This is a genomic window from Pseudarthrobacter sp. As-47 (assembly GCF_058215595.1).
The window spans coordinates 617,965-642,323 of record NZ_CM177088.1 but is presented as its reverse complement, the minus strand read 5'-3'; the positions used below and the strand labels follow the sequence as shown (position 1 = coordinate 642,323).

At 67.9% G+C, this 24,359-nt stretch carries 23 protein-coding genes; 10 read left to right on the top strand and 13 right to left on the bottom strand.

Annotated features, from left to right (window positions below):
* Positions 1-7 precede the first annotated feature (7 nt).
* Complete coding sequence (locus tag AC4BCK_RS03050) at positions 8-436, top strand: metallopeptidase family protein (RefSeq protein ID WP_400598554.1); 429 nt, start codon at positions 8-10, stop codon at positions 434-436.
* Positions 437-446: 10 nt separating this feature from the next.
* Positions 447-1,367, top strand: coding sequence for a cation diffusion facilitator family transporter (locus AC4BCK_RS03045; RefSeq protein ID WP_174179417.1), 921 nt, complete (start codon positions 447-449; stop codon positions 1,365-1,367).
* Positions 1,368-1,394: 27 nt separating this feature from the next.
* Here AC4BCK_RS03045 and AC4BCK_RS03040 read toward each other — a convergent pair whose 3' ends face one another.
* From AC4BCK_RS03040 to AC4BCK_RS03020, 5 genes are all read right to left on the bottom strand, one after another.
* Positions 1,395-2,267 (bottom strand): ABC transporter permease, encoded by an 873-nt coding sequence (locus AC4BCK_RS03040; RefSeq protein WP_246256322.1) that lies wholly within the window; start codon positions 2,265-2,267, stop codon positions 1,395-1,397.
* A complete protein-coding gene (locus AC4BCK_RS03035) occupies positions 2,257-3,267 on the bottom strand; it encodes an ABC transporter ATP-binding protein (protein ID WP_251424613.1) in 1,011 nt (336 codons plus the stop codon). The genes AC4BCK_RS03040 and AC4BCK_RS03035 overlap by 11 nt, the downstream gene beginning before the upstream one ends.
* Positions 3,264-4,517 (bottom strand): LolA-like protein, encoded by a 1,254-nt coding sequence (locus tag AC4BCK_RS03030; protein ID WP_246256320.1) that lies wholly within the window; start codon positions 4,515-4,517, stop codon positions 3,264-3,266. The genes AC4BCK_RS03035 and AC4BCK_RS03030 overlap by 4 nt, the downstream gene beginning before the upstream one ends.
* A 97-nt stretch (positions 4,518-4,614) precedes the next feature.
* A complete protein-coding gene (locus AC4BCK_RS03025) occupies positions 4,615-7,383 on the bottom strand; it encodes a PEP/pyruvate-binding domain-containing protein (RefSeq protein WP_490566568.1) in 2,769 nt (922 codons plus the stop codon).
* Positions 7,384-7,411: 28 nt separating this feature from the next.
* Positions 7,412-8,443, bottom strand: a complete 1,032-nt coding sequence (locus AC4BCK_RS03020) for a universal stress protein (protein ID WP_490566567.1) — start codon at positions 8,441-8,443, stop codon at positions 7,412-7,414.
* A 423-nt stretch (positions 8,444-8,866) separates the two neighbouring features.
* On the opposite strand from AC4BCK_RS03020, the gene AC4BCK_RS03015 reads away from it, so the two are divergent.
* Positions 8,867-9,493: an FAD-dependent monooxygenase gene (locus tag AC4BCK_RS03015; protein ID WP_490566891.1), complete on the top strand. Its 627-nt coding sequence runs from the start codon at positions 8,867-8,869 to the stop codon at positions 9,491-9,493.
* Positions 9,494-9,551: 58 nt separating this feature from the next.
* Here AC4BCK_RS03015 and AC4BCK_RS03010 read toward each other — a convergent pair whose 3' ends face one another.
* The gene (locus AC4BCK_RS03010) at positions 9,552-10,199 is read right to left on the bottom strand and encodes a copper resistance CopC family protein (RefSeq protein ID WP_400619449.1); all 648 of its coding nucleotides are present in this window, start codon (positions 10,197-10,199) and stop codon (positions 9,552-9,554) included.
* 111 nt (positions 10,200-10,310) lie between these two features.
* Between AC4BCK_RS03010 and AC4BCK_RS03005 the strand changes: the two genes are divergently transcribed.
* Positions 10,311-11,750 carry an NCS2 family permease gene (locus tag AC4BCK_RS03005; RefSeq protein WP_174179407.1) on the top strand — a complete coding sequence of 480 codons (1,440 nt, stop codon included), beginning with the start codon at positions 10,311-10,313 and terminating at the stop codon, positions 11,748-11,750.
* A gap of 68 nt (positions 11,751-11,818) precedes the next feature.
* Here the strand turns inward: AC4BCK_RS03005 and AC4BCK_RS03000 are convergent, their stop codons facing one another.
* Complete coding sequence (locus AC4BCK_RS03000; protein ID WP_363956357.1) at positions 11,819-13,123, bottom strand: cation:proton antiporter; 1,305 nt, start codon at positions 13,121-13,123, stop codon at positions 11,819-11,821.
* Positions 13,124-13,304: 181 nt separating this feature from the next.
* Here AC4BCK_RS03000 and hutG point away from each other — a divergent pair, with 181 nt between their 5' ends.
* Positions 13,305-14,327: a formimidoylglutamase gene (hutG, locus tag AC4BCK_RS02995; protein ID WP_310111855.1), complete on the top strand. Its 1,023-nt coding sequence runs from the start codon at positions 13,305-13,307 to the stop codon at positions 14,325-14,327.
* 69 nt (positions 14,328-14,396) lie between these two features.
* On the opposite strand, the gene AC4BCK_RS02990 is transcribed toward hutG, so the two are convergent.
* From AC4BCK_RS02990 to AC4BCK_RS02980, 3 genes are all read right to left on the bottom strand, one after another.
* Positions 14,397-15,065, bottom strand: coding sequence for a response regulator (locus AC4BCK_RS02990; RefSeq protein WP_174179401.1), 669 nt, complete (start codon positions 15,063-15,065; stop codon positions 14,397-14,399).
* A complete protein-coding gene (locus AC4BCK_RS02985) occupies positions 15,062-16,639 on the bottom strand; it encodes a sensor histidine kinase (protein ID WP_400576488.1) in 1,578 nt (525 codons plus the stop codon). Before AC4BCK_RS02985 ends, AC4BCK_RS02990 begins: the two co-directional genes overlap by 4 nt.
* A gap of 139 nt (positions 16,640-16,778) precedes the next feature.
* Positions 16,779-17,048, bottom strand: a complete 270-nt coding sequence (locus tag AC4BCK_RS02980) for a hypothetical protein (RefSeq protein ID WP_363939079.1) — start codon at positions 17,046-17,048, stop codon at positions 16,779-16,781.
* A 228-nt stretch (positions 17,049-17,276) separates the two neighbouring features.
* Between AC4BCK_RS02980 and AC4BCK_RS02975 the strand changes: the two genes are divergently transcribed.
* The 4 genes from AC4BCK_RS02975 to AC4BCK_RS02960 are packed head-to-tail and all read left to right on the top strand — an operon-like array spanning position 17,277 to position 20,894.
* Positions 17,277-18,287, top strand: a complete 1,011-nt coding sequence (locus tag AC4BCK_RS02975) for a Bug family tripartite tricarboxylate transporter substrate binding protein (protein WP_174179398.1) — start codon at positions 17,277-17,279, stop codon at positions 18,285-18,287.
* Positions 18,284-18,787: a tripartite tricarboxylate transporter TctB family protein gene (locus AC4BCK_RS02970; RefSeq protein WP_066273481.1), complete on the top strand. Its 504-nt coding sequence runs from the start codon at positions 18,284-18,286 to the stop codon at positions 18,785-18,787. The genes AC4BCK_RS02975 and AC4BCK_RS02970 overlap by 4 nt, the downstream gene beginning before the upstream one ends.
* Positions 18,787-20,505: a tripartite tricarboxylate transporter permease gene (locus AC4BCK_RS02965; RefSeq protein WP_310111860.1), complete on the top strand. Its 1,719-nt coding sequence runs from the start codon at positions 18,787-18,789 to the stop codon at positions 20,503-20,505. Before AC4BCK_RS02970 ends, AC4BCK_RS02965 begins: the two co-directional genes overlap by 1 nt.
* A complete protein-coding gene (locus tag AC4BCK_RS02960; RefSeq protein WP_066273479.1) occupies positions 20,502-20,894 on the top strand; it encodes a universal stress protein in 393 nt (130 codons plus the stop codon). Before AC4BCK_RS02965 ends, AC4BCK_RS02960 begins: the two co-directional genes overlap by 4 nt.
* Here AC4BCK_RS02960 and AC4BCK_RS02955 read toward each other — a convergent pair.
* On the bottom strand, positions 20,891-21,754 hold the full coding sequence (locus AC4BCK_RS02955; RefSeq protein WP_364320043.1) for a fumarylacetoacetate hydrolase family protein: 864 nt from the start codon (positions 21,752-21,754) through the stop codon (positions 20,891-20,893). The genes AC4BCK_RS02960 and AC4BCK_RS02955 overlap by 4 nt on opposite strands.
* Positions 21,755-21,960: 206 nt before the next feature.
* On the opposite strand from AC4BCK_RS02955, the gene AC4BCK_RS02950 reads away from it, so the two are divergent.
* Positions 21,961-22,221 (top strand): hypothetical protein, encoded by a 261-nt coding sequence (locus tag AC4BCK_RS02950; RefSeq protein WP_364320041.1) that lies wholly within the window; start codon positions 21,961-21,963, stop codon positions 22,219-22,221.
* A gap of 97 nt (positions 22,222-22,318) precedes the next feature.
* Here the strand turns inward: AC4BCK_RS02950 and AC4BCK_RS02945 are convergent, their stop codons facing one another.
* Both AC4BCK_RS02945 and hutH read right to left on the bottom strand, forming a co-directional pair.
* Entirely contained in the window at positions 22,319-22,555 is a 237-nt protein-coding gene (locus AC4BCK_RS02945; protein ID WP_104188045.1) for a hypothetical protein, read from the bottom strand.
* Positions 22,556-22,717: 162 nt separating this feature from the next.
* Positions 22,718-24,310 (bottom strand): histidine ammonia-lyase, encoded by a 1,593-nt coding sequence (gene hutH / locus AC4BCK_RS02940; RefSeq protein WP_174179387.1) that lies wholly within the window; start codon positions 24,308-24,310, stop codon positions 22,718-22,720.
* Between the last annotated feature and the right edge of the window lie 49 nt (positions 24,311-24,359).

The following is a 24,359-nucleotide window of genomic DNA, read 5'->3' as shown; positions in this document are numbered from 1 at the left end:
TCGGAATATGCCAGCCAGCCTGCCGCCGGGCCTGCCCGCAGCCCATGAGGGCCCCAGCGAACCCCTCCGCTTCACCATGTCCGAGGACGAGTTCGAGGCCGCTGTCCAGGATGCCCTGGACAGCATCCCGGACAAGCTGGCCCGCGCCATGGACAACGTTGCGGTGTTCATCGAGGACGACTACGTCCCGAAGCCCGGGGAGGACCCGGACACCGTCCTGCTGGGACTCTATGAGGGCGTCCCCTTGACCGAGCGGGATTCCTGGTGGGACGCCGGGTCCCTGCCGGACAGGATCACCATTTTCCGGGGGCCCATCCTGGACCTTTGCGTGTCGCGGGAGGACGTCATCCACGAGGTGGCCGTGACGGTGGTGCACGAAATTGCCCACCACTTTGGGATTGACGACGACCGGCTGCACGAGCTCGGCTGGGGCTAGCCTTGTAGGCATGGGACACGACCACAGCCACACCCACGGCATCACCGCAACAGGCCGGCACCGGAAGCGGCTCATTGCCGTCCTTGCCATCACGCTCGCCGTGGTCCTGGTCCAGGTTATCGGCGCGGTCCTCTCGGGTTCGCTGTCCCTGCTTGCCGACGCCGGCCACATGCTCTCCGACGCGGCGGGGGTGACCATTGCCCTGCTGGCTGCCTGGATTGCGGGGCGGCCCGCCAGCGATCAGCGGACCTACGGCTACCAGCGGGCCGAGGTGCTGGCTGCGCTGGCAAATGCCCTGATCCTGATCGTGATCTCGGTGGTCATCTTCAGCGAGGCGATCCGCAGGATCGGCGCTGCGCCGGAAGTGCAGACGGACATCATGCTGTTCGCCGCCATCCTGGGCGCTGCCGCAAACGTGGCGTCCCTGATGATCCTGCGCGGAGCGCACCGGGAGAGCCTCAACGTGCGGGGCGCCTACCTGGAGGTCCTGGGTGACCTGCTGGGTTCCTTCGCCGTCATCGCTGCGGCTGTGGTGATCATGGTGACCGGATTCCAGGCGGCGGACACCATCGCGTCCGTCGTGATCGCCCTGATGATCCTGCCCAGGGCCTGGAGCCTGCTCCGCGACGTGGTGGATGTGCTGCTGGAGGCCAGTCCCAAGGGCGTGGAAGTGCAGATGATCCGCGAGCATATCCTTTCCGTGGAGGGCGTTACTGACGTGCACGACATCCACATCTGGACCATCACGTCCGGCGTCCCGGTCTTCTCGGCGCACGTGGTGGTGGAGGACGGTGTGCTCAACGCCCGCGGCGCCGACCAGTTGCTGGACAAGCTGATCACCTGCCTGGGCTCGCACTTCGATACCGACCACTGCACCTTCCAGCTGGAGCCCGCCAGCCATTCAGAACACGAGGCGCACCAGCACGCCTGAGGATTCGGCCGGGTTTCCCGGCTCCGTTCAGCTCAGGACGTCCTTGGTGACGAACCGTCCGTAGGCGAGTGCGCCGAACACGGCCACGTATCCCGCCTGCAGCAGCGCATTGCTGGCGAACGAGTCCCACAGCACCGGCTGGCGGAGCAGGTCCCCAAAGCCCAGCCAGTAGTGGCTGAACAGCCACGGATGGAGCCACTCGAGCTGCGGCAGCTGGTCAAGGACCTGGGACACCACCGAGAGCACCACAGTGGCGGCCATGGCACCCACCGGAACCACCGTCAGCGTGGACAGGAACAGTCCTATGGCGGACAGCCCGGCCAGGGAAACGGCCAGGTACGCCGAGATCAGGAGGAGCCGGAGCACGGCCTCAGGCGGTTCGATGACATCACCTGACAGCAGGGTCACGGGGCCCACGGGGAAAAGGGCGGCCCCGATGGCAGCGCCGGCGAGGGCAACGGTGAGGGGCGCTGCGAGGCAGAACGCCAGGGCGCCGGCATATTTCACCAGCAGCAGCCGGACCCGGCCCGCCGGCGCCACGAGCAGGTACCGCAGCGTTCCCAGGTTGGCCTCGCCCGCGATGGTATCCCCCGCCACCACGCCCACCGTGAGCGGCAGGAACAGCGGGACGGACACCAGCATGGCGGTGAACGCAACGAACAGGCCGTTCTGCGTGATCCGGTCCAGGAAGGCCGGGCCGCGCCCGGGAGGAACCGCCGATGAGACCCTCACGGCCACGGCAATCAGCACCGGAATGGCGGCCAGCGCGAGCAGCAGGGCCCAGGTTCGGCGCCGCCGGAACAGGACCGCGATTTCGGACAACAGGAGGGACAGGCCGGCTCCCCGCGGCCCCGCCACGGCCGTCACAACCTCCGCCTCCGCCGGCACACTACTGGGCAACGTCGAACCCCTCCCCCGTCAGTTCAACAAACCGGTCCTCAAGGCTCTCCCGTTCCACCGCGAAACCGCGGACGCGGACGCCTGCCTTGACGAGTGCCGCAACAATGTCCTCCGCGGCGGGTTGCCCCGCCCCGGCCTCCGACTGGAATCCCGGCGTTGCCAAGGCAGCCAGGAGCACGTCCCCGTCCGGCTGGGCCGCCCCTGTTTCCGGTGACAGTCCCAGCGCGGCCAGGACCGACGACGCCGGACCCGCGTCCGGGGTCACCAGGCGCAGGCGCGAACTGCCGGACCGGCGCAGTTCGGCCAGCGGGCCCTGCGCCACCAGGCGGCCCGCGCTCATGACGGCCGCGTGCGTGCAGATCTGTTCAACTTCGGCGAGCAGGTGGCTGGAGACGAAAACGGTGGTCCCGTCGGCTGCCAGGGACCGGACCAGGTTCCGCACTTCACGGGTGCCCTGCGGGTCCAGTCCGTTCGTTGGTTCATCCAGCACCAGAAGCTCGCGGGGAGACAGGAGGGCGTTGGCGATGCCCAGCCGTTGCTTCATGCCCAGCGAATACGCGTGGACCCGCTTGCCGGCGGCGTGGCCAAGCCCTACCCGTTCCAGGGCCAAACCCACCCGTTCCCGGCGGGTGGCGGGATCCGCGTGCCGGCCGGCGGCGTCCAGCCGGTGGAGGTTCGCGGTCCCCGAAAGGAACGGATAAAAGGCGGGCCCCTCCACCAGGGCCCCCACCCGTGGCAGGACATCCTGGAAGCTGCCGGGCATCTCCTTGCCCAGCAGCCTGACGGTCCCGGCGGACGCCGCCGCGAGGCCCAGCAGCATCCGGATGGTGGTGGTCTTTCCCGAGCCGTTGGGGCCCAGGAACCCGAAGACCGCGCCTGACGGCACCGCGAGATCCAGGCTGTCCACGGCCACCTGCTGCCCAAAGCGCTTGGTCAGGCCCTGCGTCTCGATGGTCAGGCCGCACGTCCGCCGTCCCGGAACCCCTGCGGGTCCCGTCACGGGGCGGAGGATGCGGCGTGCAGCCTGTCAGCCGGGACCATGCCCGCAAAGACGCGGCCGTCATCGGTCAGCAGGACGTTGAAGAGTGCGCTGGAGAGGAGCCGCCCGCCGGGAACGACGGCGGCTGCCTGGGCGAGCAGCGGATTCTGCGCCAGCGCGGTGCTGAGCTTTGCACCGGCACCGGTGTCCGCCGGTAGTTCCACAACCGTTTCCCAGCCGGTCCCGGTCAGGTAGGAGCCGGCCTTGTCCTTGATGCCGGCCTCCAGCTGGTCCGGTTCGGTGTGGGTGCCCGGGTAGCCGGGGGACCCTGGGCCAACGGGCGGGTGTGCAGGATGCCGGATCTGAAGCTCTTCAACGGTACTGCCCGGCGGTGGCACGAAGTTGAACAGGGCGGGATCCGGTGCATCAAGCGACAGGCTGGTGAAACCTGTCCTGAAAGCAGGCTCCCCACCCCCGCGGGCCGTTACCTCCACGGAGAGCGGCATACCGGTTTCTCCATCGACGGCGATGGCGATCATGCCCACCAGGGTGCCGCTGGTGCGTGGCTCGAGGAGCAGGATATAGGCAGCGCGCCCGGCAACCTGGACCTCCGGGCCCACGGACACGGCAGTCGTGGTGTCGGCTGCGGCGAGGAACTTCGCCGCGAGCTCCTGGGGCGTCGGCGGGACCACGGTGTTTTCAGGGCCGGTGCTGTCCGGGCTGGTGCTGTCCGGGCTGGTTCCGGGCAGGGCCTGGTCTTCCAGCGGGAGGTCGCGGGCATGGGCGGGCAGCGTCAGGTGCGTTGTTGAGTTGTCCCTGGAGGAGTAGAACCACACATCGTCGTCGCGCCGGATGACGTTCCGCTCGGCGAACCGGTCCACCACCTGGAGACGGACTTTGGCCTTGCCGTCCATGAAGACCCTGGCCGTATGCTCACCGGTGAGCATCTCGATCGCGGACGCGGCGGGGTCATCCGATGCAGGACCGGAACCCGGACCCGTTGCAGGCAGTTCCGGCAATCCGAGTTCGGAAACCTGTTCAATCGTGCCGGAGAAGGTGTGTGTCCTGTTGCCGGCGAGCAGGGCAATCACCTCAGCCGGGGTCTTGTCCGCCAGGGCGTCGCCGGCGCGTGCCGGGATGGATCCCACCAGCACTCCGGCCGCGATCACTGCCGGTGCGGCCACGGCAGGAACCCAGCGCAGCCATGCACGGTTCCGGCGCTGTTTTGCGGCCCCGGTTATGATCGGGGCGCCCACATTCCGGTGGTTCATTGTCCGGCCGTCTCCTTGATGGGAGTCCATAGCTCAAGGGTACGCCTCGGCACGGCTCCCCACACCTGCCTGCAGGCAGGTGCGGGGCACGCGGGGCCTATCCGGGCACGATGGTTCCAGCGCCGCCGTCGACCGTTATTCTCTGTCCCGTGGCAAGCCGGACGGTGGCCTCCGGCACCCCCACCACCGCCGGTATGCCGTACTCCCGGGCAACCACGGCGCCGTGCGAGTTGGGCCCGCCCATCTCCATCACCAGGCCGCCGGCGGTCAGGAACAAGGGGGTCCACCCCGGATCGGTGGACGGAGCCACCAGGATCTCCCCGGGTTCCAGGTGGGCGCCCACAGGGTCCAGGATGACGCGGGCCCGGGCGGTGACCGATCCCGCCGATGCCGGACTGCCGGACAATGTGGCGCTGCCCGCCGCGACACGTGCGGCGGCGTACAGCACCTCGGGTTCGGTGCCGTCCGAGAGCAGGGCCCTGGGGATATGGCGCCTGCCAAGCTCGGTGGCGTAAGCGGCCCGCCGGTCCACCACGAGTCCGCGCAGTGTCCGGGAACCTTGCGGGTCCGGGCCCTGGAGGGCCTGCCTGGCCTCACCGAAATCGAGGAAGAAGATGTCTTCCGGGCTCTCCAGCCTGCCCTCGGATGCAAGCGCGGCTCCCACCAGGGCCACCTGTTTCCGCACCTCCGCCAAACCCAGGACAAGCTGGTATTTGGGCATTTCCCGCAGCCCGGCGAACAGCCTGGCCCGGGAAAGGGCCTCGCCCACCACCAGCGCACGGGCCCGCCCTCGGCGGCGTGCCTCCCCAACAAGCTGCTGCACGGCCGCCTCCGCCTCAGCCTGGGCCCTGCTGAACTGGACGTCCGGTGCCATGGCGGGATCCGTGAGGCGCAGGTAGTTGGCCAGGACGCCCAGGATGTGCGTGGGATCGTCCGACCACCGGGGCATGCCAACATCGATTTCGGCCACGGCCCGGTGCCCGTAGCGGTCGAGGAACCGCACCAGGCCTGCGTGCAGGGCAGGGGGCAGGGTGCCGGCCTTGAAGTCCGCTGCGAGCGCGGACGGTTCCCGCGACTCCAGGGCCGCCCGTGAGTCCCTGTCGTCCTTTGCAGCCGCGGCAAGGCGCCACAGCTCGAGGTCCATCTCGGTTGTCACGTTCCGAGGCAGGCCGCGGAGCACCATTTCGAGGTCCTTCCGGCGGTCCTGTCCTCCGATCAGCCTTCCCGCCAGCCACAGCATGGCGAATCCCACCGCGGGCAGGGGCAGGACCGCGGGCACGATGGCAAAGAGCCTGCCCTCCAGGAGCCGCTCCGCGTGGTCAAGCCGATCAAGGGGACCTGCTCCTGCGCCAAGCTCCAGGTCCTCGGCATAGTGCCGGGTGAAGGAGTCCAGGCGGCGGAGCGCCGCCCTGGGCCGGAACAGCGCACGGAGCGCCGTCTCCGGCACGCGGCCACGAGCCGCTGCCGGCAGGACATGGCGGAGGAATCCAAATGGCGTCCTGCGGATCACCGAAAACTCCGGGTCGTCGAAAACCTCCCGGACCACCATGGCGGACCTGGCCTCCATGATGTCGAAGACCCGGGGGAGGATGCGGCGGCCGACGCTGCTCCGGACCGGCGTGGTGAGGTCGACGTAGATGCGCTGGGCTGCCTCTGCGTAGGGCGGCGGGCCGTGCCGGGGATCGGGAACGGGAAACCCGGCCGCCTTCGCCACCGAAGAGGCAATGAGCCGCAGTGACGCCAGCCCCATGGGGGTGAGCGGGCGGGTGAGGCCCTGGGCCAGGCTGAAGCACATGTACAGCCGGGTTCCGGCACCTGCAGACCGGCTCTGCGGTACGGGGTACAGCGTGGTGATGGGCCTGGACTGCGTCAGCCAGAGTGCACCGCCCGTGTCGATGGCCCATTCGGTATCCTGCGGCGAGCCGAAGTGCCGCTCGGCCTGCAGGCCCAGGGCAGCAAGCCCTACGGCCTGTTCGTCTGTGAGGCTTGAGGAGTCTGCCCGGCCAGGCATCTCCAGGACCTCCGTTCCACCACCCGGGAGGGGCCGGACCATAACGCGCTTGTCACCGGTCTTGCGCTCAATAACCCGTGCCTTTTCCGTATCCACCACGAAGTGGTCCGGGTTGACGGCGCCGGAAACCACAGCTTCGCCGAGCCCGGGTGCTGCATCGATGACCGCCTCGCTGCGCCTTCCGGTCAGGGGATTCGCCGTGAACATCACCCCGGCCGCCTCGGCGTCCACCAGCCGCTGGACCACGACGGCGAGGGCAACCTGGTCCGGCGCGATGCCCAGCGCTGCCCGGTAGGCCACTGCACGGTCTGTCCAGAGGGAGGCCCAGCAGTTGCGCACGGCGTCCAGCACGGCGGTGCTGCCCACCACGTTCAGGTACGTGTCCTGCTGGCCCGCGAAGCTCGCAGAAGGAAGGTCTTCGGCCGTGGCGGAGGATCTTACGGCCACGGGGGTGTTCCCGCCCAGGGCCGCATACGCCTGCTCCACGGCGGCTGCGGCCCGCGGTGGAACTGGGAGGGCGCGGATGGCCTCCCGTGCCCTCCCGGCCAGCATGGTGAGCTGGGCGGACCTGCCCGGATCGGAAGGCTGCAGTGCGGCCTGGAGGCGGCCGAGCTCCGCAAGCACACCGTCCAGGACAGTACTGGCAGCCTCCCGGTAGGCCGCCGTGGTCAGGCAGAACCCGTCAGGCACGGGCAGTCCCGCTGCGATCAGCTCCCCGAGGTTGGCGGCCTTGCCTCCCACGAGCGGGAGCATGCTGCCGTCCACCTGGCTGAGGCGCAGGACCAGGACGGGGGCGGAGTTTCCGTCCCGAGGGCGGGAGTCCCGTCCACCGTTTCCTGGACGGTCAGTTGCCATCGTGGCGCTCCCCTGCGGCGGGATCCGGTCAGGCTGCCCCGAGTACCGGCCCAAACCGGGCACGGTCCGCCAGGCGCGGGTCGTCCCGGTCCGGGACCACCATGACGGGGCCCTTGGCGTGGTGGAGCACCCCGTCCGAGGTTGAGCCGAGGAGCATCCCGGTGAACCCGCCACGGCCACGGGTACCCACCACCACCAGCTCCACGTGGCGGCTGGCGTCCACCAGGACGTCCACAGGAGAGCCGTCCCTCAGCTCGGACTCGGTGGGCAGATTCGGGAAGTGGCTCCGCAGCCAGGCCATTCCGGCGTCCAGGGTCACCTGGATGTCGGCGAACAGCGCCTTGCGGTCCATGGGGGCGGGAACCCACGCGAGGGAGCCGCTGTACTGCGGCACCGCGCAGACCACGCGCAGGGTGGCCCCGAGCCGTTCAGCCTGGGCTGCTGCCTCCAACACGGCTACCCGTGCCTGCTCCGAACCGTCCACGCCCACCACCACCACGTTCTCCACGCGCTGGTGGCCGGCCTTGGCCTGCTCTGCCTTGATGTGCCAGTCCTCAGTTGTTTCGCCAAGCCGGTCTGAACAGATGAGGGGCACCGTCACCGTGGGGCATTTCGCGTGGGCCGGGAGTGCACTGCTCACCGAACCGAGGAGCCTGCCCACAAAGCCGCCGCGGCCGCGGGTGCCGAACACCAGGAGCTCAGCAGTTTCGGACATCTCCAGCAGGACGCCGGAGGCATCGCCGTTCTCCACGGACGCGGTGGCATCGATGTCGTAGGTGGACACCTTCTCAAGGGCCTGCTTGACGATCGACTCCGCGCCTTCACGAATGACGGAGTCGTCTACGGTGGCGTATCCGCCGTCCAAGCCGGAAGCCGCGAAGATCGGGACGGAATAGGCGGTGACGATGTGCAGCGGACGACGCCGGCGCTGGGCCTCGCGTGCTGCCCACACCAGTGCGCACTGGCCGTGGTCCGATCCGTCGACGCCGACTACGATCCCCTCGGGAGCGGCAGGACTGCCGCCGTCCTGCGGGTCCGGATGCAACTCTTGTGCGCCCATGGGGCCGCCTCCTCGCGATACTGCCTGATGTTGCGGCTATTCTGCCAGAAGCAGGCCATTCCACGTGCACCCCTACCCCCGCCTGAGCTGGGAAGAAAGGCTCGCTTCCGCTTCTCACTATTCTCCGTAGGCCCTGCCTTAGCAAGCCTCTTCGGGGCTGGAAACAGCGGTTATCCACAGGTAGCGGGCAGTCTTCGGGAAAGCGCCTTCACCTGGACGAAATTGTTTCGGGATTGGGCTATCCCTGGCCGCGAATCTTCTGTAGTCTTCAGGACATTGTTGGTCCGGGACGCCTACTGCCTCATTCCGTCAGAGCTGCCCGGCAACGCACTGCGGCCGGGCTTTGGGGGTAACGGGACGCGAGCGGGCGAGGACGCCCGCACCTGCCGAAACTTTCGAAGGAGGGAAACTGTAGTGTCAAGCATGCCTGGGAGTGCCGGGACCGAACAGACCACCACTGTGATCATTGGCACGGGGCTTTCAGGCCTGGCCGTGGCTGCCGAGTTGTGCCGCCGCGGCGTGGACTCGATCGTGGTGGACGGACTGGACCTCCTAGGCGCCGCGCAACCGGCCAACACAGCTTCCCTCCAGCGGTGCGACGCGGCGGACTCCGTGAGCCTTCGCGAACGCAACGAGATCCTGCGGCACCTGCGGAACTACGCCGCCAGCCACGACGTCGACGTGCGCAACACCACCCGCGCCATCCAGCTGACCATGGTGGACGGCGGGTCGCCGCTTGCTTCAGCCCCGCAGTGGGAGGTGCATACGCCTACAGGAATCCTGGTGGCGGACCACATTGTCCTGACCCGTTGCGCCCACAGCCAGCTCCGGCGCATGATCAATGATTTCGGCATGGCGGTGGGCCGGAACCTTACCGCAGCCATGCGGGCCATTGGCATCTACCTGGTGGGAGTTGGCGAGCTCATCACGCCCTCCCCCAAGGAAGTCCTGCGCCAGGCCAAGACGGTGGGCCAGGCAATCTCCGCCAGAGTGCACCCGGACACTATGGCCTACCCGGCCACCGGGAACTTTGCGGCCCTAACCGGCTAGGCCCTGACCTGCTAAGGCCGCCCGGCGCCCCTGCCCGCGGCGGGCCCCCAACCCGCCATCATTCGTCGTCCGTGCCTGCTGTGAGCCGGCGCCGGGCCAGGATGGCAAGCGTGGCCAGCAGCCCCACTGCGACGAGGGCAAAGATGACGATGCTCCACTGGAACGGCTCCCCTGAGCCCACCTGTTCAGGCTCGCCCGTCGTCCCCGGCCGGGCCGTCCCCATGGCGGGGGCAGTACTTGCCCCGGCGCCGGTGGCTGGGACTGTAGCCGCCGCCGTCGGACTTCCTCCCTCAGTTGGACTTGCTGCCGGTGCGGCGCCCTGCCCGGCAGAGGCGGCCGTAAAGGAGAACGTCCCCTCGATGGGATGCGAATCCGAGCTGACCACCCGCCAGGCCACGGTGTACTCCCCCGCCGGGCCTCCGGCCCTCAGCTTCTGGGATGCCACGTTGTCCACGATGTCCACCGGCCCCTCCGCCCACTCGGTACCGGAGGCGTCTTTGACGGAGAACGCCGCGCCAATGCCCAGCGGCTTGTTGTTGAAGGCCACCGAGACCTGTTCGGGCGGCGCCGGCAGCGACGCGCCGTCCGACGGGGTGCTGGACTCGGCGGCATCATGCGCGGAGGCGGGCCCGGCGAGGCCCAGCACACCGGCGGCGAAAACAAGGAGCACGAGCCCCAGGGTCAGGATCTGGCGGATGGGACGCATGCGGCGGCGGCTCCTTGTGTTGGCTTCCTTACAGACTAGGCGAAAATGCCTGCCGCCCTGCCGCCGCCACCATAGGATGCAGGTATCCCCACAGACTTCCCCGGAGGACTAATGCTTAAGCAAGGCTCTGCCCTGGACCGGTACTTCAAGATCACCGAGCGCGGTTCTAACCTTTCCCGCGAGATCCGAGGCGGCTTCGCCACGTTCTTTGCCATGAGCTACATCGTGGTGCTGAACCCCCTGATCCTCTCGGGCCCCGACTCCAGCGGCACCACGCTGGGGTTCACCGCCGTAGCCGCCGTAACGGCTTTCGTGGCGGGCATCCTGACCATCCTTATGGGCGCCTGGGCAAAGCACCCCTTCGCGCTTGCCACCGGCCTGGGCGTCAACGCCTTCGTGGCCGTCACTGTGGCCACCAACCCGGGGCTGACGTGGCCGGACATGATGGGCCTGGTGGTGCTCTCCGGCGTTACCATGCTGATCCTTGTCCTGACCGGCTTCCGCACCGCCGTCTTCAAAGCCGTCCCGGACGGGCTCAAGACGGCCATCGTGGTGGGCATCGGCCTGTTCATCGCGCTGATCGGCCTGGTCAACGCTGGCTTCGTCCGCCGCATCCCCGATGTCGCCGGCACCACCGTGCCCGTTGGCCTTGGCTACGACGGCAAGCTCCTCGGCTGGCCCACCGCCGTGTTCATCTTCGGCCTGGTCCTGACCATCGCGCTGGTGGTGCGCAAGGTCAAGGGCGCCATCCTGATCGGCATCATCACCTCCACCATCATTTCGGTGCTTCTGGAGATGACCCTGCACATCGGGCCGAGCTTCGACGGCGAGACCTCCAACCCGCAGGGCTGGTCCCTGGTGGCGCCCACTTTCACCGGCTGGGCCGCCCCGGATCTGTCCCTGATCGGCAAGGCAAACCCGTTCGGCGCTTTCGAGCACCTGGGCTTCGTCGCCGCAACCCTGCTCGCGTTCGTCATCCTCCTCAGCATCTTCTTCGATGCCATGGGGACCATGGTGGGCCTGGCCAACGAGGCCGGGACAGTTGACGAACACGGCAACATCCCGGACGTCGACCGTGTGCTCCAGGTGGACGCCCTCGGCGCGATCGTGGGCGGCGGGGCCTCGGTATCCTCCAACCAGATCTATGTGGAAGCCGGGGCCGGAATCGGCGAAGGCGCGCGCACGGGCGTGGCCTCAATCGTCACCGGGCTGCTGTTCCTGGTGGCCATGTTCTTCACCCCGCTCATCAACCTGGTGCCCTTCGAAGCGGTTGCCCCCGCCCTGGTGGTGGTGGGCTTCATGATGGTGTCCCAGGTGGGCCGGATCGACTGGCAGGACTGGGGCATTGCCATCCCCGCATTCCTGACCTTCACCCTGATGCCGTTCACGTACTCCATCGCCAACGGACTGGGCGCCGGCTTCATCGCCTTTGTCCTGATCCGCACCGTCCAGGGCAGGGTCAAGGAGATCCACCCGCTCATGTGGGCCGTGGCCGGCGCGTTCCTGCTGTTCTTCGCGGTGGGTCCCATCGAGGCCGCACTGGGCATGTAGCCCCGGCCCGACGACCTGCGCGGCGGCAGGGCTCCGGCGCGGCCAGCGCCGAACCAAGGCCTGGTGCCCTACACGGGAGTGTTGGGCACCAGGCCTTCGTCGCCTGTCAACGCCCGGGCCTTCTTTTCCCGAAGCTTGTCCAGCCGGTTCATGAGCGGCGAGGTGGTGGCGCCATGGATCACGATGGACAGTGCCACCACCAGCCCCACGAAGGCCCACAGCCATTCGGCCTGGCCGGCGAACTCGCCCTTGCCCAGCGCATAGGAGAGGTAGTAGAGCGAGCCGATCCCCCGGATCCCGAAGAACGAGAGGGCGATCCGCTCGCGCGGTCCGGTCTTGCCGCCGAGCAGGCCGATCCAGCCTGCCAGTGGCCTGACCAGGAGCAGGAATGCCAGCGCCACCAGCACCTCGGCCCAACCGATCCCGGCAAGCAGCCCGCGGGCAATCGCACCGCCCAGCAGGACCAGGATCACCACGGTCAGGAGCCGCTCCAGCTGCTCCACGTAGGAGTGCAGCACCCGGTGGTAACCGTGCGTGTGCTCGGCGGAGCGGATGGTCACCGCGCAGACAAACACGGCAATGAAGCCGTAGCCCTCGATCATCTCGGTGACACCGTAGGCGAGGAAGGTTGCGGCCAGGGCTACGAAGCCCTCCGAGTGGTTGGACAGCCGGAGGCTTTCAGCGCCGGCCGAGAAAAACAGCCATGCCAGGAGCTTGCCGGTGAGGAATCCCAGCAGCACGCCGATGGCCAGCCGCCACAGGACATCCACCGCAAACCATTCGGGGAACCAGGCCAGCGGGGATGAGCCCACGATGCTGATGGCGATGGCGAGGTACACAAAGGGGAACGCAAGCCCGTCGTTGAGGCCGGCTTCGGAGGTGAGGCCGAAGCGGACCTCGTCCTCCTTGTTGGCCTCCTCGTCGTGGTCCGCGGGTTCACCCACCTGCACTTCGGAGGCCAGGACCGGGTCCGTAGGCGCCAGGCTGGAGGCCACCAGCAGGGCAGCGCCGAGGCCGAGGCCCAGGAACCACAGGCCCAGCAGGGTCAGCGCGATGATGCACAACGGCATGGCGATTCCCAGCAGCCGCCAGGTGGTGGCCCAGCGCTTGCGGCCCACGGGGCGGTCCAAAGCAAGCCCGGCGCCCATCAGCGAGATGATGACGCAGATCTCCGTCAGGTGCACAACGAAGTCGCTGTGCGCCATGGGGTCCGGGTCCGGAAGCGTGGGAATCAGGGCGAAAGCCGCCATGCCGGCGCCCAGGAAGACCATGGGCATGGAGAACGGCATGTTCCGCAGGAGTTTGGGGAGGACAGCTGCGGTAAAAACGGCCGCGCCTGCGGCAGCAAAGAGGATGCTGGGGGCTTCAAACACGGGGCTGTTCTCCGGCCTGGATATGATGCGCCGGTGCGGCACACAAGGTGATGGGGTCCCCGGGGGAAGGGATTGCTCCACAATAGCCCCTGCTGCCGGCGGACGCTGACGATCTTGGATACCGGACATGGCGACGGCGGCGCTGCTGGTTTTCGCCGTCCTCATGCGGTGAGCTTGGAGCATGGCCCCCCTGATACCTGACATTGACCTCCCGCCCCGGCCCTGGGAAGGGAGGTTCGACGGCGATGATGCCGCCCACCGGCGCTGGTGGCAGGCAGTTACGGCGTACGACGGCGGGGCAGCAGCTACCCGCACGGAGGGCGCCGCGGGGACGGCGGGCCCTGCGGGTGCTGCAGGCGTGACAGGTGCGCCAGGCGGGGAGGATGCCAGGCCCGCAACATTGCTGGGCTTCGCCAGCGACGAGGGCGTGCGCCGGAACAAGGGCCGCACCGGCGCGGCAGCCGCTCCGGCGGCCATCCGCAAGGTCCTGGCGCCGCTGGCGTTCCATCTTGACCGGGCCGTCTACGACGCCGGGGACGTTGTGGTGTCAGGCGGTGACCTTGAGGCCGGACAGGAACGCGCCGGCCGGGCCGTCACGGCACTGCTCGACGCCGGGCAGGTGACGGCAGTGCTGGGCGGAGGACATGAAACCGCCTTCGCGAGCTACCTGGGGGTGGCCGCCTCTGCGGCGGTCCGGGGCGGGAAGCGGCTGGGCATCCTGAACCTTGACGCCCATTTCGACCTGCGGGACGAGCCGCTGGCAACGTCCGGGACGCCGTTCCTGCAGATGGCCCGCGCGGAAGCGGCCGCGGGTCGCGACTTCCGCTACGCCGTCGTCGGGATATCCGAACCCAACAACACGCATGCACTCTTCGACACGGCGCGGACGCTGGGGGTGCGCTACCTGCTGGACGAGGACTGCGAGGCCGAACGTGTCCGCACCTTCGTGGCAGAATTCCTTGCCGGGATCGACGTGCTGTACCTGACCATCGACCTTGACGTGCTGCCGGCTGCGGTGGCGCCGGGGGTGAGTGCCCCGGCGGCGTATGGCGTGCCCCTCCCCGTGATCGCCGCGGTGTGCCGGCAGGTGGCCTGGAGCGGGAAGCTCCTGCACCTGGACATCGCCGAGCTGAACCCGGCGCTGGACGTGGACAGCCGGACTGCACGCGTTGCCGCGCGGCTGCTGGACACGCTGCTGCGCTGATCCGGCAGGCTGCGGGCGCGCATCGGGCGGCGCTGCCCGCCCGTAAGGCGCTGCCTGCAGGTAAGCGCGCTACTGGCCCTTGAGGACGTAGCGCCGCTCCGGACGCCCCACGCCGTACTTGAGCCTCACGTCGAGGGTCCCTTCGTCGTGCAGGTACTCCAGGTAACGCCGCGCGCTGACCCGGGACGTTCCCAGCTGCTCGGCCACCTCAGCCGCGGAAAGATCGCCGTCGGCGGCATTCAGGGTGGCCTCCACGAGCTTCAGGGTCTCGATGCTGCAGCCTTTGGGAAGCGGCCGCTCGGTCCGGTCCAGGCCGAACACCCGGTTGACGTCCGACTGCTCGGCCACGTCCTTGGCTGAATCCAGCCCTTGGTACGCACTCCGGTAATGCTCCAGGCGCTCCTGCAGGTCCGATTGGGAAAACGGCTTGATCAGGTAGTGCACGATTCCGCCGCGGAGGGCCTTGCGCACGGTCTCCACTTCCCGGGCGGCACTGATCACCAGCACGTCCAGCTCCGGGGCGACGTCCCGCAGCCGGTGCATGAGGTCCAGCCCGTTGATGTCCGGAAGGTGGATGTCCAGCAGCACCAGGTCGGGCCGCAGCCGTTCCGTCTCGATCACGGCCTGGGCGCCGGTGTGGGCCACGCCCACCACGGCGAAGCCGGGCGTCCGCTGGATGAACCCGGCGTGGACCTTGGCCACCATGAAGTCGTCGTCGACGATCAGCACCTTGATCATGGCTGCGTTGCACCCCTTTTGAATCGTGCGGTGAAGACTGCTCCGTTGTCATTGGCCACCGTGAGGTCCCCGCCGGACCGCCGGCAGACCACCCGTGAAAGCGCCAGGCCGAAGCCGCGTCCGTCCGCCGGGCCGGCTTCCTTGGTGGAGAACCCCTGGCGGAAGATGTCCTCCACGGCCTCGTCCGGGACGCCCGGGCCGGTGTCCCGGACCGTGACGGTGACATGGTCCTCAGTGTCCTCCACAAGCACCCGGACGGCTGCCCCCGGAAGCCCGGTGACGGCGTCGAACGCGTTGTCCACCAGGTTCCCCACAACGGTGGTGAGGTCCCGGGACAAATCGTCGCTGACCGGGCCCAGGGCGGACTCCGGGTCAAGCTGCAGTGCCACGCCGCGCTCGGTTGCGAGGCTGGACTTGGCAATCAGCAATGCGGCGAGCGCGGGATCCTGGATCCGGCTGGTCACTTCATCATTGAGCCTGGTCCGGTCCACCGTAGCGCCGTTAACGAACTGGACCACGGAATCGTACTCGCCGATCTGGATCAGGCCGGAAATGACGTGCAACTGGTTGGCGAACTCGTGGGCCTGCGCGCGCAGCGTGTCCGTGGCGGTCCGGGTGGCCCCCAGCTCACGCTCCAGGGATGACAGCTCTGTCCGGTCCCTCAGGGTTGTGACCGAGCCGATGTTGCGGCCGCGGGAGCGGATGGGCACGCGGTTCAGTACCACCAGCCGCTCCCCCACAAGCACCAGCTGGTCCGGGTCCGGCTGGTCGCGGGTCAGGACCACCTTGAGCGCCGGGTCCACGGGAAGGGACGCGAGTTTCCTGCCCACGCAGTCCGGCGGCAGCCCCAACAGCTCCCTGGCACTGTCGTTCGCTACGGTGACGCGCTCATGGGGGTCCAGCGCCACCACGCCTTCCTTCAGCCCGTGCAGCATCGCCTCGCGGTTTTCCACCAGCCCGGTGATCTCGCTGGGCTCCATCCCGAGGGTCTGGCGTTTGACCCGGCGGGACAACAGCAGGGATCCCGCCACGCCCAGGACGCTGGCCACGCCGAGGTAGGTCAGGAGGTTGGGGACGGCATCGCCGAGCCGTTCAAGGGTGGACGGGTAGTTGCGGCTGATGGCTGCGATGCCGATCATCTTTCCCGAATCGTTGAGCACCGGGACGTGGGCGGAGAGGACGGCGGTTCCGCCCTGGTTCAGGACGCCGGTCCACGCCCGGCCTTCCATGACCCTGCTGGCTCCGAGTTCCATGGGCTTGCCCAGCAGGCCCGGATCGGAGGCGGCAACCACCGTCCGGTCCAGTTTTGCGAGCGTGACGTGGGACGATCCGGAGACGGTCCGGACGGACTCGGCCACCGCAGGGAGCGCTGAACCAACACGCGGCTCAGCCTCCGGCAGCAAAGCCCGGACCGCGGGGTTGTTGCCGAGCGCCTCCGCGGCGGAGAGCGCCCTCCTGCCCTCGGTGCGCTCAAAGGCGGCAGCGGACTGGGCCAGGGAAATGGCCACCACGGCCACGAGCACTGCCAGGACAATCAGCAACTGGAGCACAAGGTACTGCCCGGCGAGGGACATTCCTCTTCGTCGCGTCACTGCGTGGATTCCTTTAATGGTGGTTCAGGTGCCTGGGCGCAGGCACACGTCGCGCAGGCACAGGGGCGCGCCGCCCGCCCCCTCCCGGCGTACCGGAACTATACCGCAGCCTGCGGCACAGTCAGCGGGGACCGCCGTCGTGCCCTTCCCCGCCGGCACTCCGGGCGGTGCCGGCGCCGGCACCCGGGATCCGGCCTGCGCGGTGCAGCAGCACCAGCCGGGTTGCGTGGAACGCGATCAACCCGGCCCCGGCCAGGATGTACAGCGCCTCCCACCAGCCCGCCCGTCCATCAACAACCCGCATGACTGCCGGGACCAGCGCGAGCAGGACCACCGCGATGCCGATCCATGCTGCCGGCCTGGTTCCGTAACGCCCGCTTCGCTCCGCCATGTCCGCCCCGTTCCCTGGCCAACTTCCAGCCTAAAGGGCGATGCACGACGAGGCGAAGGGCGGTGCGGACCCGGGCGTGGTGGGGTGCCGGAAACGTGAACGCAATGAACTTAACTTTCTCTGCGTACACAAGAGTGATCGCCGTCACTGCCGGGCCTAGCATCGAAAGCACAGATCAGGTCCGCTGATCATCCTGTAGAGAATTGCATTACTGAGAAGAGGAACACCATGCGCCAGATCCGCGCATTGCGAGTCGCCGCCGTCGCCGCCGGCATCGCCCTGATGGCCACCGGCTGCGGTGCCACCGGCAAGAGCTCCACCGGCCCGGAAAGCTCCGGCGCCGCCGCCGGACCCATCACCGGCCTGCAGATCATGGTCCCCAACACCCCGGGCGGCGGCTACGACACCACCGCACGCGCCGCAGCGAAGGTCCTCGACGACGAGAAGATCTCCAACAACACCGAGGTCTTCAACCTCGCCGGCGCCGGGGGCACCGTGGGCCTGGCCCGCGTGGTCAACGAAAAGGGCAACGGCGACCTCACCATGCTCATGGGGCTGGGCGTCGTGGGCGCCAGCTACACCAACAAGTCCGAATCCAAGCTGACCGAGACCACCCCCCTGGCCCGGCTCATCGAGGAACCCGGCGCGATCATGGTCAGCAAGGACTCCCCCTACAAGACCATCGACGACCTGGTGGCGGCCTGGAAGGCTGACCCGGCGTCTATTTCCGTAGGCGGCGGCTCCTCCCCCGGCGGCCCCGACCACCTGCTGCCCATGCAGCTGGCCGGCGCGGTGGGCATCGACGCCACCAAGGTGAACTTCGTGTCCTACGACGGCGGCGGAGACCTCCTGCCCGCGATCCTCGGCAACAAGCTTGGCTTTGCCGCTTCCGGCGCCGGTGAGTACCTGCAGCAGATCGAATCCGGCGAAGTCCGCGTGCTGGCAACCAGCGGCGAGGAGCGCCTGGAAGGCGTGGACGCCCCCACACTGAAGGAATCCAACATCGACCTGGTGTTCACCAACTGGCGCGGCATCGTGGCCCCTCCGGGCATCAGCGACGAGGACAAGGCTTCCCTGATCGCCGCCCTTGAGAAGATGCACGCAACCGAAGGCTGGAAGGAAGCGCTGAAGACCCACAGCTGGACTGACGCCTTCATCACCGGCGACGAGTTCGAGACCTTCCTCACCGAGCAGGACAAGCGGGTGGCGGACGTCCTCACCAAGCTTGGGTTGGCGTGAGCTCGCTGACCACAGGCCTTAAAGGCCGCGCCGAGCTGGGAGTTGCACTCCTGCTCGGCGCGGTTGGCGTCCTTGTCTTCCTGGACGCCAACGGCCTGGTAACCCCGTATTCCCAGTCGGACCCGGTTGGTCCCAAAACGGTTCCGTTCATCGTGGCCGGTTTGCTGGTGGCCTGCGCAGTCCTGCTGGCCGTCAACGTCATCCGGGGCGGCCAGGGCGAAGCGGAGGGCGGCGAGGACATCGACCTCACCCACCCTGCCGACTGGAAGACCATCCTGCCCCTGGCGGGCGCTTTCATCCTGAACATCCTGCTCATCGACTGGGCCGGCTGGGTCATCTCCGGCACCGTCCTGTTCTGGGGCAGCGTCCTGGCACTGGGCAGCCGCCGCTACATCCGTGACGGGCTCATCTCCGTGGCCCTGTCCCTGCTGACCTTCTACGGCTTCTACCTCGGCCTGGGCATCGCACTGCCCGCCGGACTCCTGGAAGGAATCCTCTGATGGACGTCTGGTCCTCACTGATGGACGGTTTCGCCACCGCCCTCACCCCCATGAATTTCCTCTACGCCGTCATCGGCGTCATCCTGGGCACCGCCGTCGGCGTCCTGCCCGGCCTCGGCCCGGCCATGACCGTGGCCCTGCTGCTGCCCGTCACCTACGCCCTGGAACCCACCAGCGCCTTTATCATGTTCGCCGGCATCTACTACGGCGGCATGTACGGCGGTTCCACCACCTCGATCCTGCTGAACACACCCGGTGAATCGTCCTCGGTGGTGACGGCGATCGAAGGCAACAAAATGGCCAAAGCGGGGCGGGCTTCGCAGGCGCTTGCGACGGCGGCCATCGGCTCGTTCATCGCCGGCACCATCGGCACCGCGCTCCTGGCCGTCTGCGCCCCCATTGTTGTTAAGTTCGCCGTCAGCCTGGGTGCGCCCAGCTACTTTGCCATCATGGTCCTGGCCCTGCTGGCCGTCACGGCCGTGCTCGGCTCATCCCGGCTCCGCGGCTTCTCCTCGCTGGCCCTGGGCCTGGCCATCGGCCTGGTGGGCATCGACTCCGTGACCGGCCAGCGCCGCCTGACCTTCGGCCAGCCGCTGCTCGCGGACGGCCTGGACATCGTTGTGGTGGCCGTGGCCATCTTCGCAGTGGGTGAAGCCTTGTGGGTTGCCGCCCACCTGCGCCGCACCCCGTTGCACGTCATTCCGGTTGGACGTCCCTGGATGGGCAAGAAGGACTGGAGCCGTTCCTGGAAGCCCTGGCTCCGGGGGACCGCCTTCGGATTCCCCTTCGGCGCCCTTCCCGCCGGCGGCGCGGAAATCCCCACGTTCCTCTCCTATGTGACGGAGAAGCGCCTCAGCAAGCACCCCGAGGAGTTCGGCAAGGGTGCCATCGAGGGCGTGGCCGGTCCGGAAGCTGCCAACAACGCAGCCGCCGCCGGGACCCTGACCCCCATGCTTGCGCTGGGCCTGCCCACCAACGCCACTGCCGCCGTCATGCTGGCTGCGTTCACCTCCTACGGCATCCAGCCGGGTCCGCAGCTGTTCTCCAGCCAGGGCCCCCTGGTGTGGGCGCTGATTGCAAGCCTTTTCATCGGCAACCTGCTGCTCCTGCTGATCAACCTGCCGCTGGCTCCCCTGTGGGCCAAGCTCCTGCAGCTCCCCCGGCCGTACCTGTACGCGGGCATCCTGTTCTTCGCCACGCTGGGCGCCTACTCGGTGAACCTGCAGGCCTTCGACCTGGTCCTCCTGCTTGCGCTGGGGGCTTTGGGATTCATGATGCGCCGGTTCGGGCTGCCTGTGCTGCCCCTGATCCTTGGCGTCATCCTTGGGCCACGCATCGAGGGCCAGTTGCGGAAGAGCCTGCAGCTCAGCGCCGGTGACCCGGCAGGGCTCTGGAGCGAGCCGATCGCCGTCGTCATCTACATCATCGTGGGACTCATCCTACTGTGGCCGCTGATCTTCAAGCTGGTCCGGCGCAACCGCCCGGCTGCGGCCGGACCCGTGCCGGCCACGGAAACGGGGCCGGCGGCTCCGTCCGGCAGCTCCGCGCATGCAGACCTGCCCGTCCACCCGGAGAGTGCCGCCCACCCGGGCAGCACAGTTCATTCAGGCAGCGGTGTCCACGCAGACAGCACAGCCCGCCCAGGCAGCCATAGCCACCCGGACAGCACTGCCCGCCCAGACAGCCCGGCCCACGCAGACAAGAAGGAGACACCATGACCATCGTGGTGGGATACGTCCCGACCCCCGAGGGCGAAGCAGCCCTGACCCAGGCCATCCACGAAGCCCGGAAGAGCAACACCAAACTGTTGGTCATCAACTCGTCCAAGGGGGACGCGCTGGTGGACAACCGCTACGCCCAGGAGCCGGAGATCCAGAGCATTGAGGACCGCCTGGCCACCCAGGGCATCGACCACGTGATCAAGCAGCCGGTCCGTGGCCACGATGCCGCCGCAGAGGTGCTCGATGCCGCGGAGGAGCACAACGCTGAACTGATTGTGATCGGCCTGCGCCGTCGGACACCGGTGGGCAAGCTCATCATGGGCAGCGTTTCCCAACGGATCCTGCTGGAAGCCGACTGCCCGGTCCTGGCAGTAAAGGCAGGCTAGCCGGACTCTCCAGCACGGAACAGCCCAAGGCGTTGGCGCCCCAGCCCCACAACCTCTACCTCCACCACGTCACCCGGCTGGAGGTAGGGGAAGCGGCCGCTGAGCGCCACGCCTTCCGGCGTTCCGGTCAGGATGACGTCCCCGGGCTCCAGGCGCATGTACTGGCTGCAGTGGTGGACAAGGGTGGCGGCATCGAAGATGAGCTCCGAGGTGCAGGAGTCCTGCCGCGGCTCCCCGTTGACCCAGCTCCGCAACGGCAGGTTCCCGCCGTCGATCTCGCCTGCCGGAACCAGCCAGGGGCCCAGCGGCGTGGAGCCGGGGAGGGACTTCCCTTTGGTCCACTGGCCGGCCGCCCCGGGGAGCTGGTACTCACGCTCGGAGAGGTCGTTGGCGGTGACGTATCCCGCGATGCAGTCCTTCGCCTGGCTGGGGGACTTCAGGTAGGAGGCCTCCCTGCCGATGACGATTCCCAGCTCCACTTCCCAGTCGTACCTGCTGGAGTTCGGCGGAATGGGAGCGGCATCGAACGGTCCCGCAACAGTATTGCCCGGTTTGAGGAACACCACCGGAATTTCCGGGGGCGCGGAACCTGACTCGGCGGCGTGCGCGGCGTAATTCATCCCGATTCCCACCACCGAGCCGGGCCTGGCAATCGGGGGGCCAACCCTGAGCGCCTCCGCACCTTCCAGTTCCGGCAGGGATCCGGCTTCCAGCGCGTGCCGGACCTTGTCCACTCCCCCGGATGCCAGGAACTCACCGTCCACGTCCGGCGTCAGCGGCAGGAGGCTGTAGTACCGGCCGGACGGCACCATGACTGCCGGCTGCTCCTTGCCCTTATCACCCAGGCGCATGATTTTCATCCAGATCCCCTTCGAGCTGACGTTGCACGTTTGTACCCATCGTTGCCGACGCGCTGACGCGCCGCCAACGCGCCCTATTGTGACTGGAGGTCCTGACGGTTTTCGGGCCGGGAGTTCGACACTCCAAACAGTAGTCATCTTACATTTGCGGGGACCAGCGGGTACGGTGGAAAGGCCCTCAGGCATGAAACACAGAAAGTTCACACATGACTACAGCAACAATGGAACGCGTCCCCGCCGTTTCCTCAGCCACTGACGCACCGGCAGTCCGGTCGATCGACCTGGAGTTCTCCACCGCGGGCGATGTCCACATGGGCCTGGAAGAAGCAGTTGCCGAACTCATCGAGGTTGCAGCCCAGGACGCGGCCTGCGGCATCCTGGTGACCAGGCTGCACCCCGGCCGCTACACCGTGGCGTTGGACGAATCGGTCCCCTTCGGCGAGACCTACGAGGCCATCGCAGCCTGACAGATTGCGAGGGACGCCCCTTTCGCGCACAGACAAAAGTCCCCGCCGCTGCATACGCAGCGGCGGGGACTTTTTCTATCGGCAGTTGGCCGGGTTGTCAGGCCCGGCGGACCTGTACGCCGTCGGACTTCAAAAAGAGCTGCTTTTCGGACGGACCAGCCGGCACAAGCCACAGAACGTTTCCACTCTGGGACACTTCTTCCACCTCACCGGTGGCCACCACATGCGCCTGCTTGATGATCTCGACGCGTTCCCCGGCCTGGAGTCCCCTCCAGTCGGAAATAACGGCGGAATGGGCATTGCGCCTCGACAGGACTGCCCCACGTGCTTTCATTTGAACTTCTACCCCTTTGTATATGTTCCGCGCCACAGCCTCTTTGATGTGACTTTCACTACACCTTCAGTTCTACTACACTCCGCGTCCGCCCGATGTCCGTGTCGCTGGAAATTTCATCAGGCGGACGCTTTGTGCCTATTGGCTGAAGATTGTTCGCTTTTATGCCAGTGGACCCACGGCCGATTCGACGGCCCGGCGCACCTCCCCTGCGGCGACCAGCCTGTCCGCAGCCTCCAGCTCCGGGGAAAGGAAGCGGTCCGTCCCCGGCCCGTCCACCACGCTCCGAAGTGCAGTGACGACGGCGGCGCCCGCCGGTCCCGGCGTCAGCCCGCCACCGGAAAGCTGGGTGCGGATATCCAATGCCCGGGCTGAGGTCACCAGCTCGATCGCCAGGACGCGCCGCAGGTTCTCCACTGCCTTCCGGAGTTTACGGGCCGCGTGCCACCCCATGGAGACGTGGTCTTCCTGCATGGCCGAACTCGGGATGGAGTCCACCGATGCGGGTACAGCGAGACGCTTGTTGTCCGAGACCAGCCCGGCCTGGGTGTACTGGGCGATCATGAGCCCGGAATCGACACCGGGGTCGGCTGCGAGGAACGCAGGAAGGCCGTGGGACCGCGCGGGGTCAAGCATCCTGTCCGTCCGGCGCTCCGCGATGGAACTGAGGTCCGCCACGGCGATGGCCAGGAAGTCCAGCACGTAGGCCACAGGAGCGCCGTGGAAGTTGCCGTTGGAGCTGACCCGCCCGTCAGGGAGCACCACCGGGTTGTCGATGGCCGCGGCGAGTTCGCGGGACGCCACCAGGTCCGCGTGGTCCAGCGTATCCCTCACCGCACCGGTGACTTGCGGGGCGCAGCGGAGCGAATAGGCGTCCTGCACGCGGGAATCACCGACTTTGTGGGAGGCGACGATCGGCGAACCGGAAAGCACGCGCAGCATGTTGTCAGCGCTGGCGGCCTGCCCCGGATGGGGTCGCAGCGCGGCGTGCAGCTCCGGAAGGAACACCTGGTCGGTGCCCAGCAGCGCCTCGACGCTCATCGCTGCGGTGATGTCCGCCGTCGTCAGCAGCTGCCGAAGGTCCGCAATGGCCATCAACAGCATGCCCAGCATGCCCTCGGTACCGTTGACCAGGGCAAGGCCTTCCTTTTCGGCGAGGGTGACCGGCTCGATGCCGTGCAAGGCAAGGAGTTCGGCGACGGCGGGACGGCCGGCGGTGCCGTACAGCTGGCCGTCCGGCCCGGCGGCTTCGCCCTCGCCCATCAGGACCAGGGCGCAGTGCGACAAGGGTGCCAGGTCGCCGGAGCAGCCCAGCGACCCGAACTCGCGGACCACCGGGGTGATGCCGGCGTTGAGGACGTCCACCATGGTCTGCAGGACCACCGGACGGACGCCGGTGCGGCCGGAGGCCAGTGTCTTGGCGCGGAGGAACATGATGCCGCGGACCACTTCACGTTCCACAGCCGGACCCATGCCGGCGGCGTGGCTGCGGATCAGGCTCTTTTGCAGCTGGGTGCGCAATTCGTTGGGTATGTGCCGGTTGGCAAGGGCGCCGAAACCGGTGGAAATTCCGTACGCCGGGGTGTCGCTCGCCGCGAGGTCGTCGATGTGCGCGCGCACTTTTGCAACGGTTTCGAGGGCTTCCGGGGAAATGGTCACTCTGGCGTTGTGGCGCGCGACGGCGACGACGTCCTCCGGGGTGATACCGCTGGTGCCGAGGGTGACGGTCAGCGGTTCGTGGGTGATGGTGCTCATGGTGTTCCTGCTTCTGTGGATCGATTGCTCCGTAACTGTCGTTTTCGGG

What these genes read in the sequence shown, in the direction of transcription:
- AC4BCK_RS02975 (WP_174179398.1), top strand. Translation starts at nt 17,277, where the DNA reads ATGCGCCAGATCCGCGCATTGCGAGTCGCCGCCGTCGCCGCCGGCATC.
- AC4BCK_RS03025 (WP_490566568.1), bottom strand. Translation starts at nt 7,383, where the DNA reads ATGGCAACTGACCGTCCAGGAAACGGTGGACGGGACTCCCGCCCTCGG.
- AC4BCK_RS02955 (WP_364320043.1), bottom strand. Translation starts at nt 21,754, where the DNA reads ATGAAAATCATGCGCCTGGGTGATAAGGGCAAGGAGCAGCCGGCAGTC.
- AC4BCK_RS02960 (WP_066273479.1), top strand. Translation starts at nt 20,502, where the DNA reads ATGACCATCGTGGTGGGATACGTCCCGACCCCCGAGGGCGAAGCAGCC.
- AC4BCK_RS03030 (WP_246256320.1), bottom strand. Translation starts at nt 4,517, where the DNA reads ATGAACCACCGGAATGTGGGCGCCCCGATCATAACCGGGGCCGCAAAA.
- AC4BCK_RS03045 (WP_174179417.1), top strand. Translation starts at nt 447, where the DNA reads ATGGGACACGACCACAGCCACACCCACGGCATCACCGCAACAGGCCGG.
- AC4BCK_RS02980 (WP_363939079.1), bottom strand. Translation starts at nt 17,048, where the DNA reads ATGGCGGAGCGAAGCGGGCGTTACGGAACCAGGCCGGCAGCATGGATC.
- AC4BCK_RS03020 (WP_490566567.1), bottom strand. Translation starts at nt 8,443, where the DNA reads ATGGGCGCACAAGAGTTGCATCCGGACCCGCAGGACGGCGGCAGTCCT.
- AC4BCK_RS03050 (WP_400598554.1), top strand. Translation starts at nt 8, where the DNA reads ATGCCAGCCAGCCTGCCGCCGGGCCTGCCCGCAGCCCATGAGGGCCCC.
- AC4BCK_RS02985 (WP_400576488.1), bottom strand. Translation starts at nt 16,639, where the DNA reads ATGTCCCTCGCCGGGCAGTACCTTGTGCTCCAGTTGCTGATTGTCCTG.
- AC4BCK_RS03015 (WP_490566891.1), top strand. Translation starts at nt 8,867, where the DNA reads ATGCCTGGGAGTGCCGGGACCGAACAGACCACCACTGTGATCATTGGC.
- AC4BCK_RS03010 (WP_400619449.1), bottom strand. Translation starts at nt 10,199, where the DNA reads ATGCGTCCCATCCGCCAGATCCTGACCCTGGGGCTCGTGCTCCTTGTT.
- AC4BCK_RS02965 (WP_310111860.1), top strand. Translation starts at nt 18,787, where the DNA reads ATGGACGTCTGGTCCTCACTGATGGACGGTTTCGCCACCGCCCTCACC.
- AC4BCK_RS02990 (WP_174179401.1), bottom strand. Translation starts at nt 15,065, where the DNA reads ATGATCAAGGTGCTGATCGTCGACGACGACTTCATGGTGGCCAAGGTC.
- AC4BCK_RS02950 (WP_364320041.1), top strand. Translation starts at nt 21,961, where the DNA reads ATGACTACAGCAACAATGGAACGCGTCCCCGCCGTTTCCTCAGCCACT.
- AC4BCK_RS02945 (WP_104188045.1), bottom strand. Translation starts at nt 22,555, where the DNA reads ATGAAAGCACGTGGGGCAGTCCTGTCGAGGCGCAATGCCCATTCCGCC.
- hutH (WP_174179387.1), bottom strand. Translation starts at nt 24,310, where the DNA reads ATGAGCACCATCACCCACGAACCGCTGACCGTCACCCTCGGCACCAGC.
- hutG (WP_310111855.1), top strand. Translation starts at nt 13,305, where the DNA reads ATGGCCCCCCTGATACCTGACATTGACCTCCCGCCCCGGCCCTGGGAA.
- AC4BCK_RS03005 (WP_174179407.1), top strand. Translation starts at nt 10,311, where the DNA reads ATGCTTAAGCAAGGCTCTGCCCTGGACCGGTACTTCAAGATCACCGAG.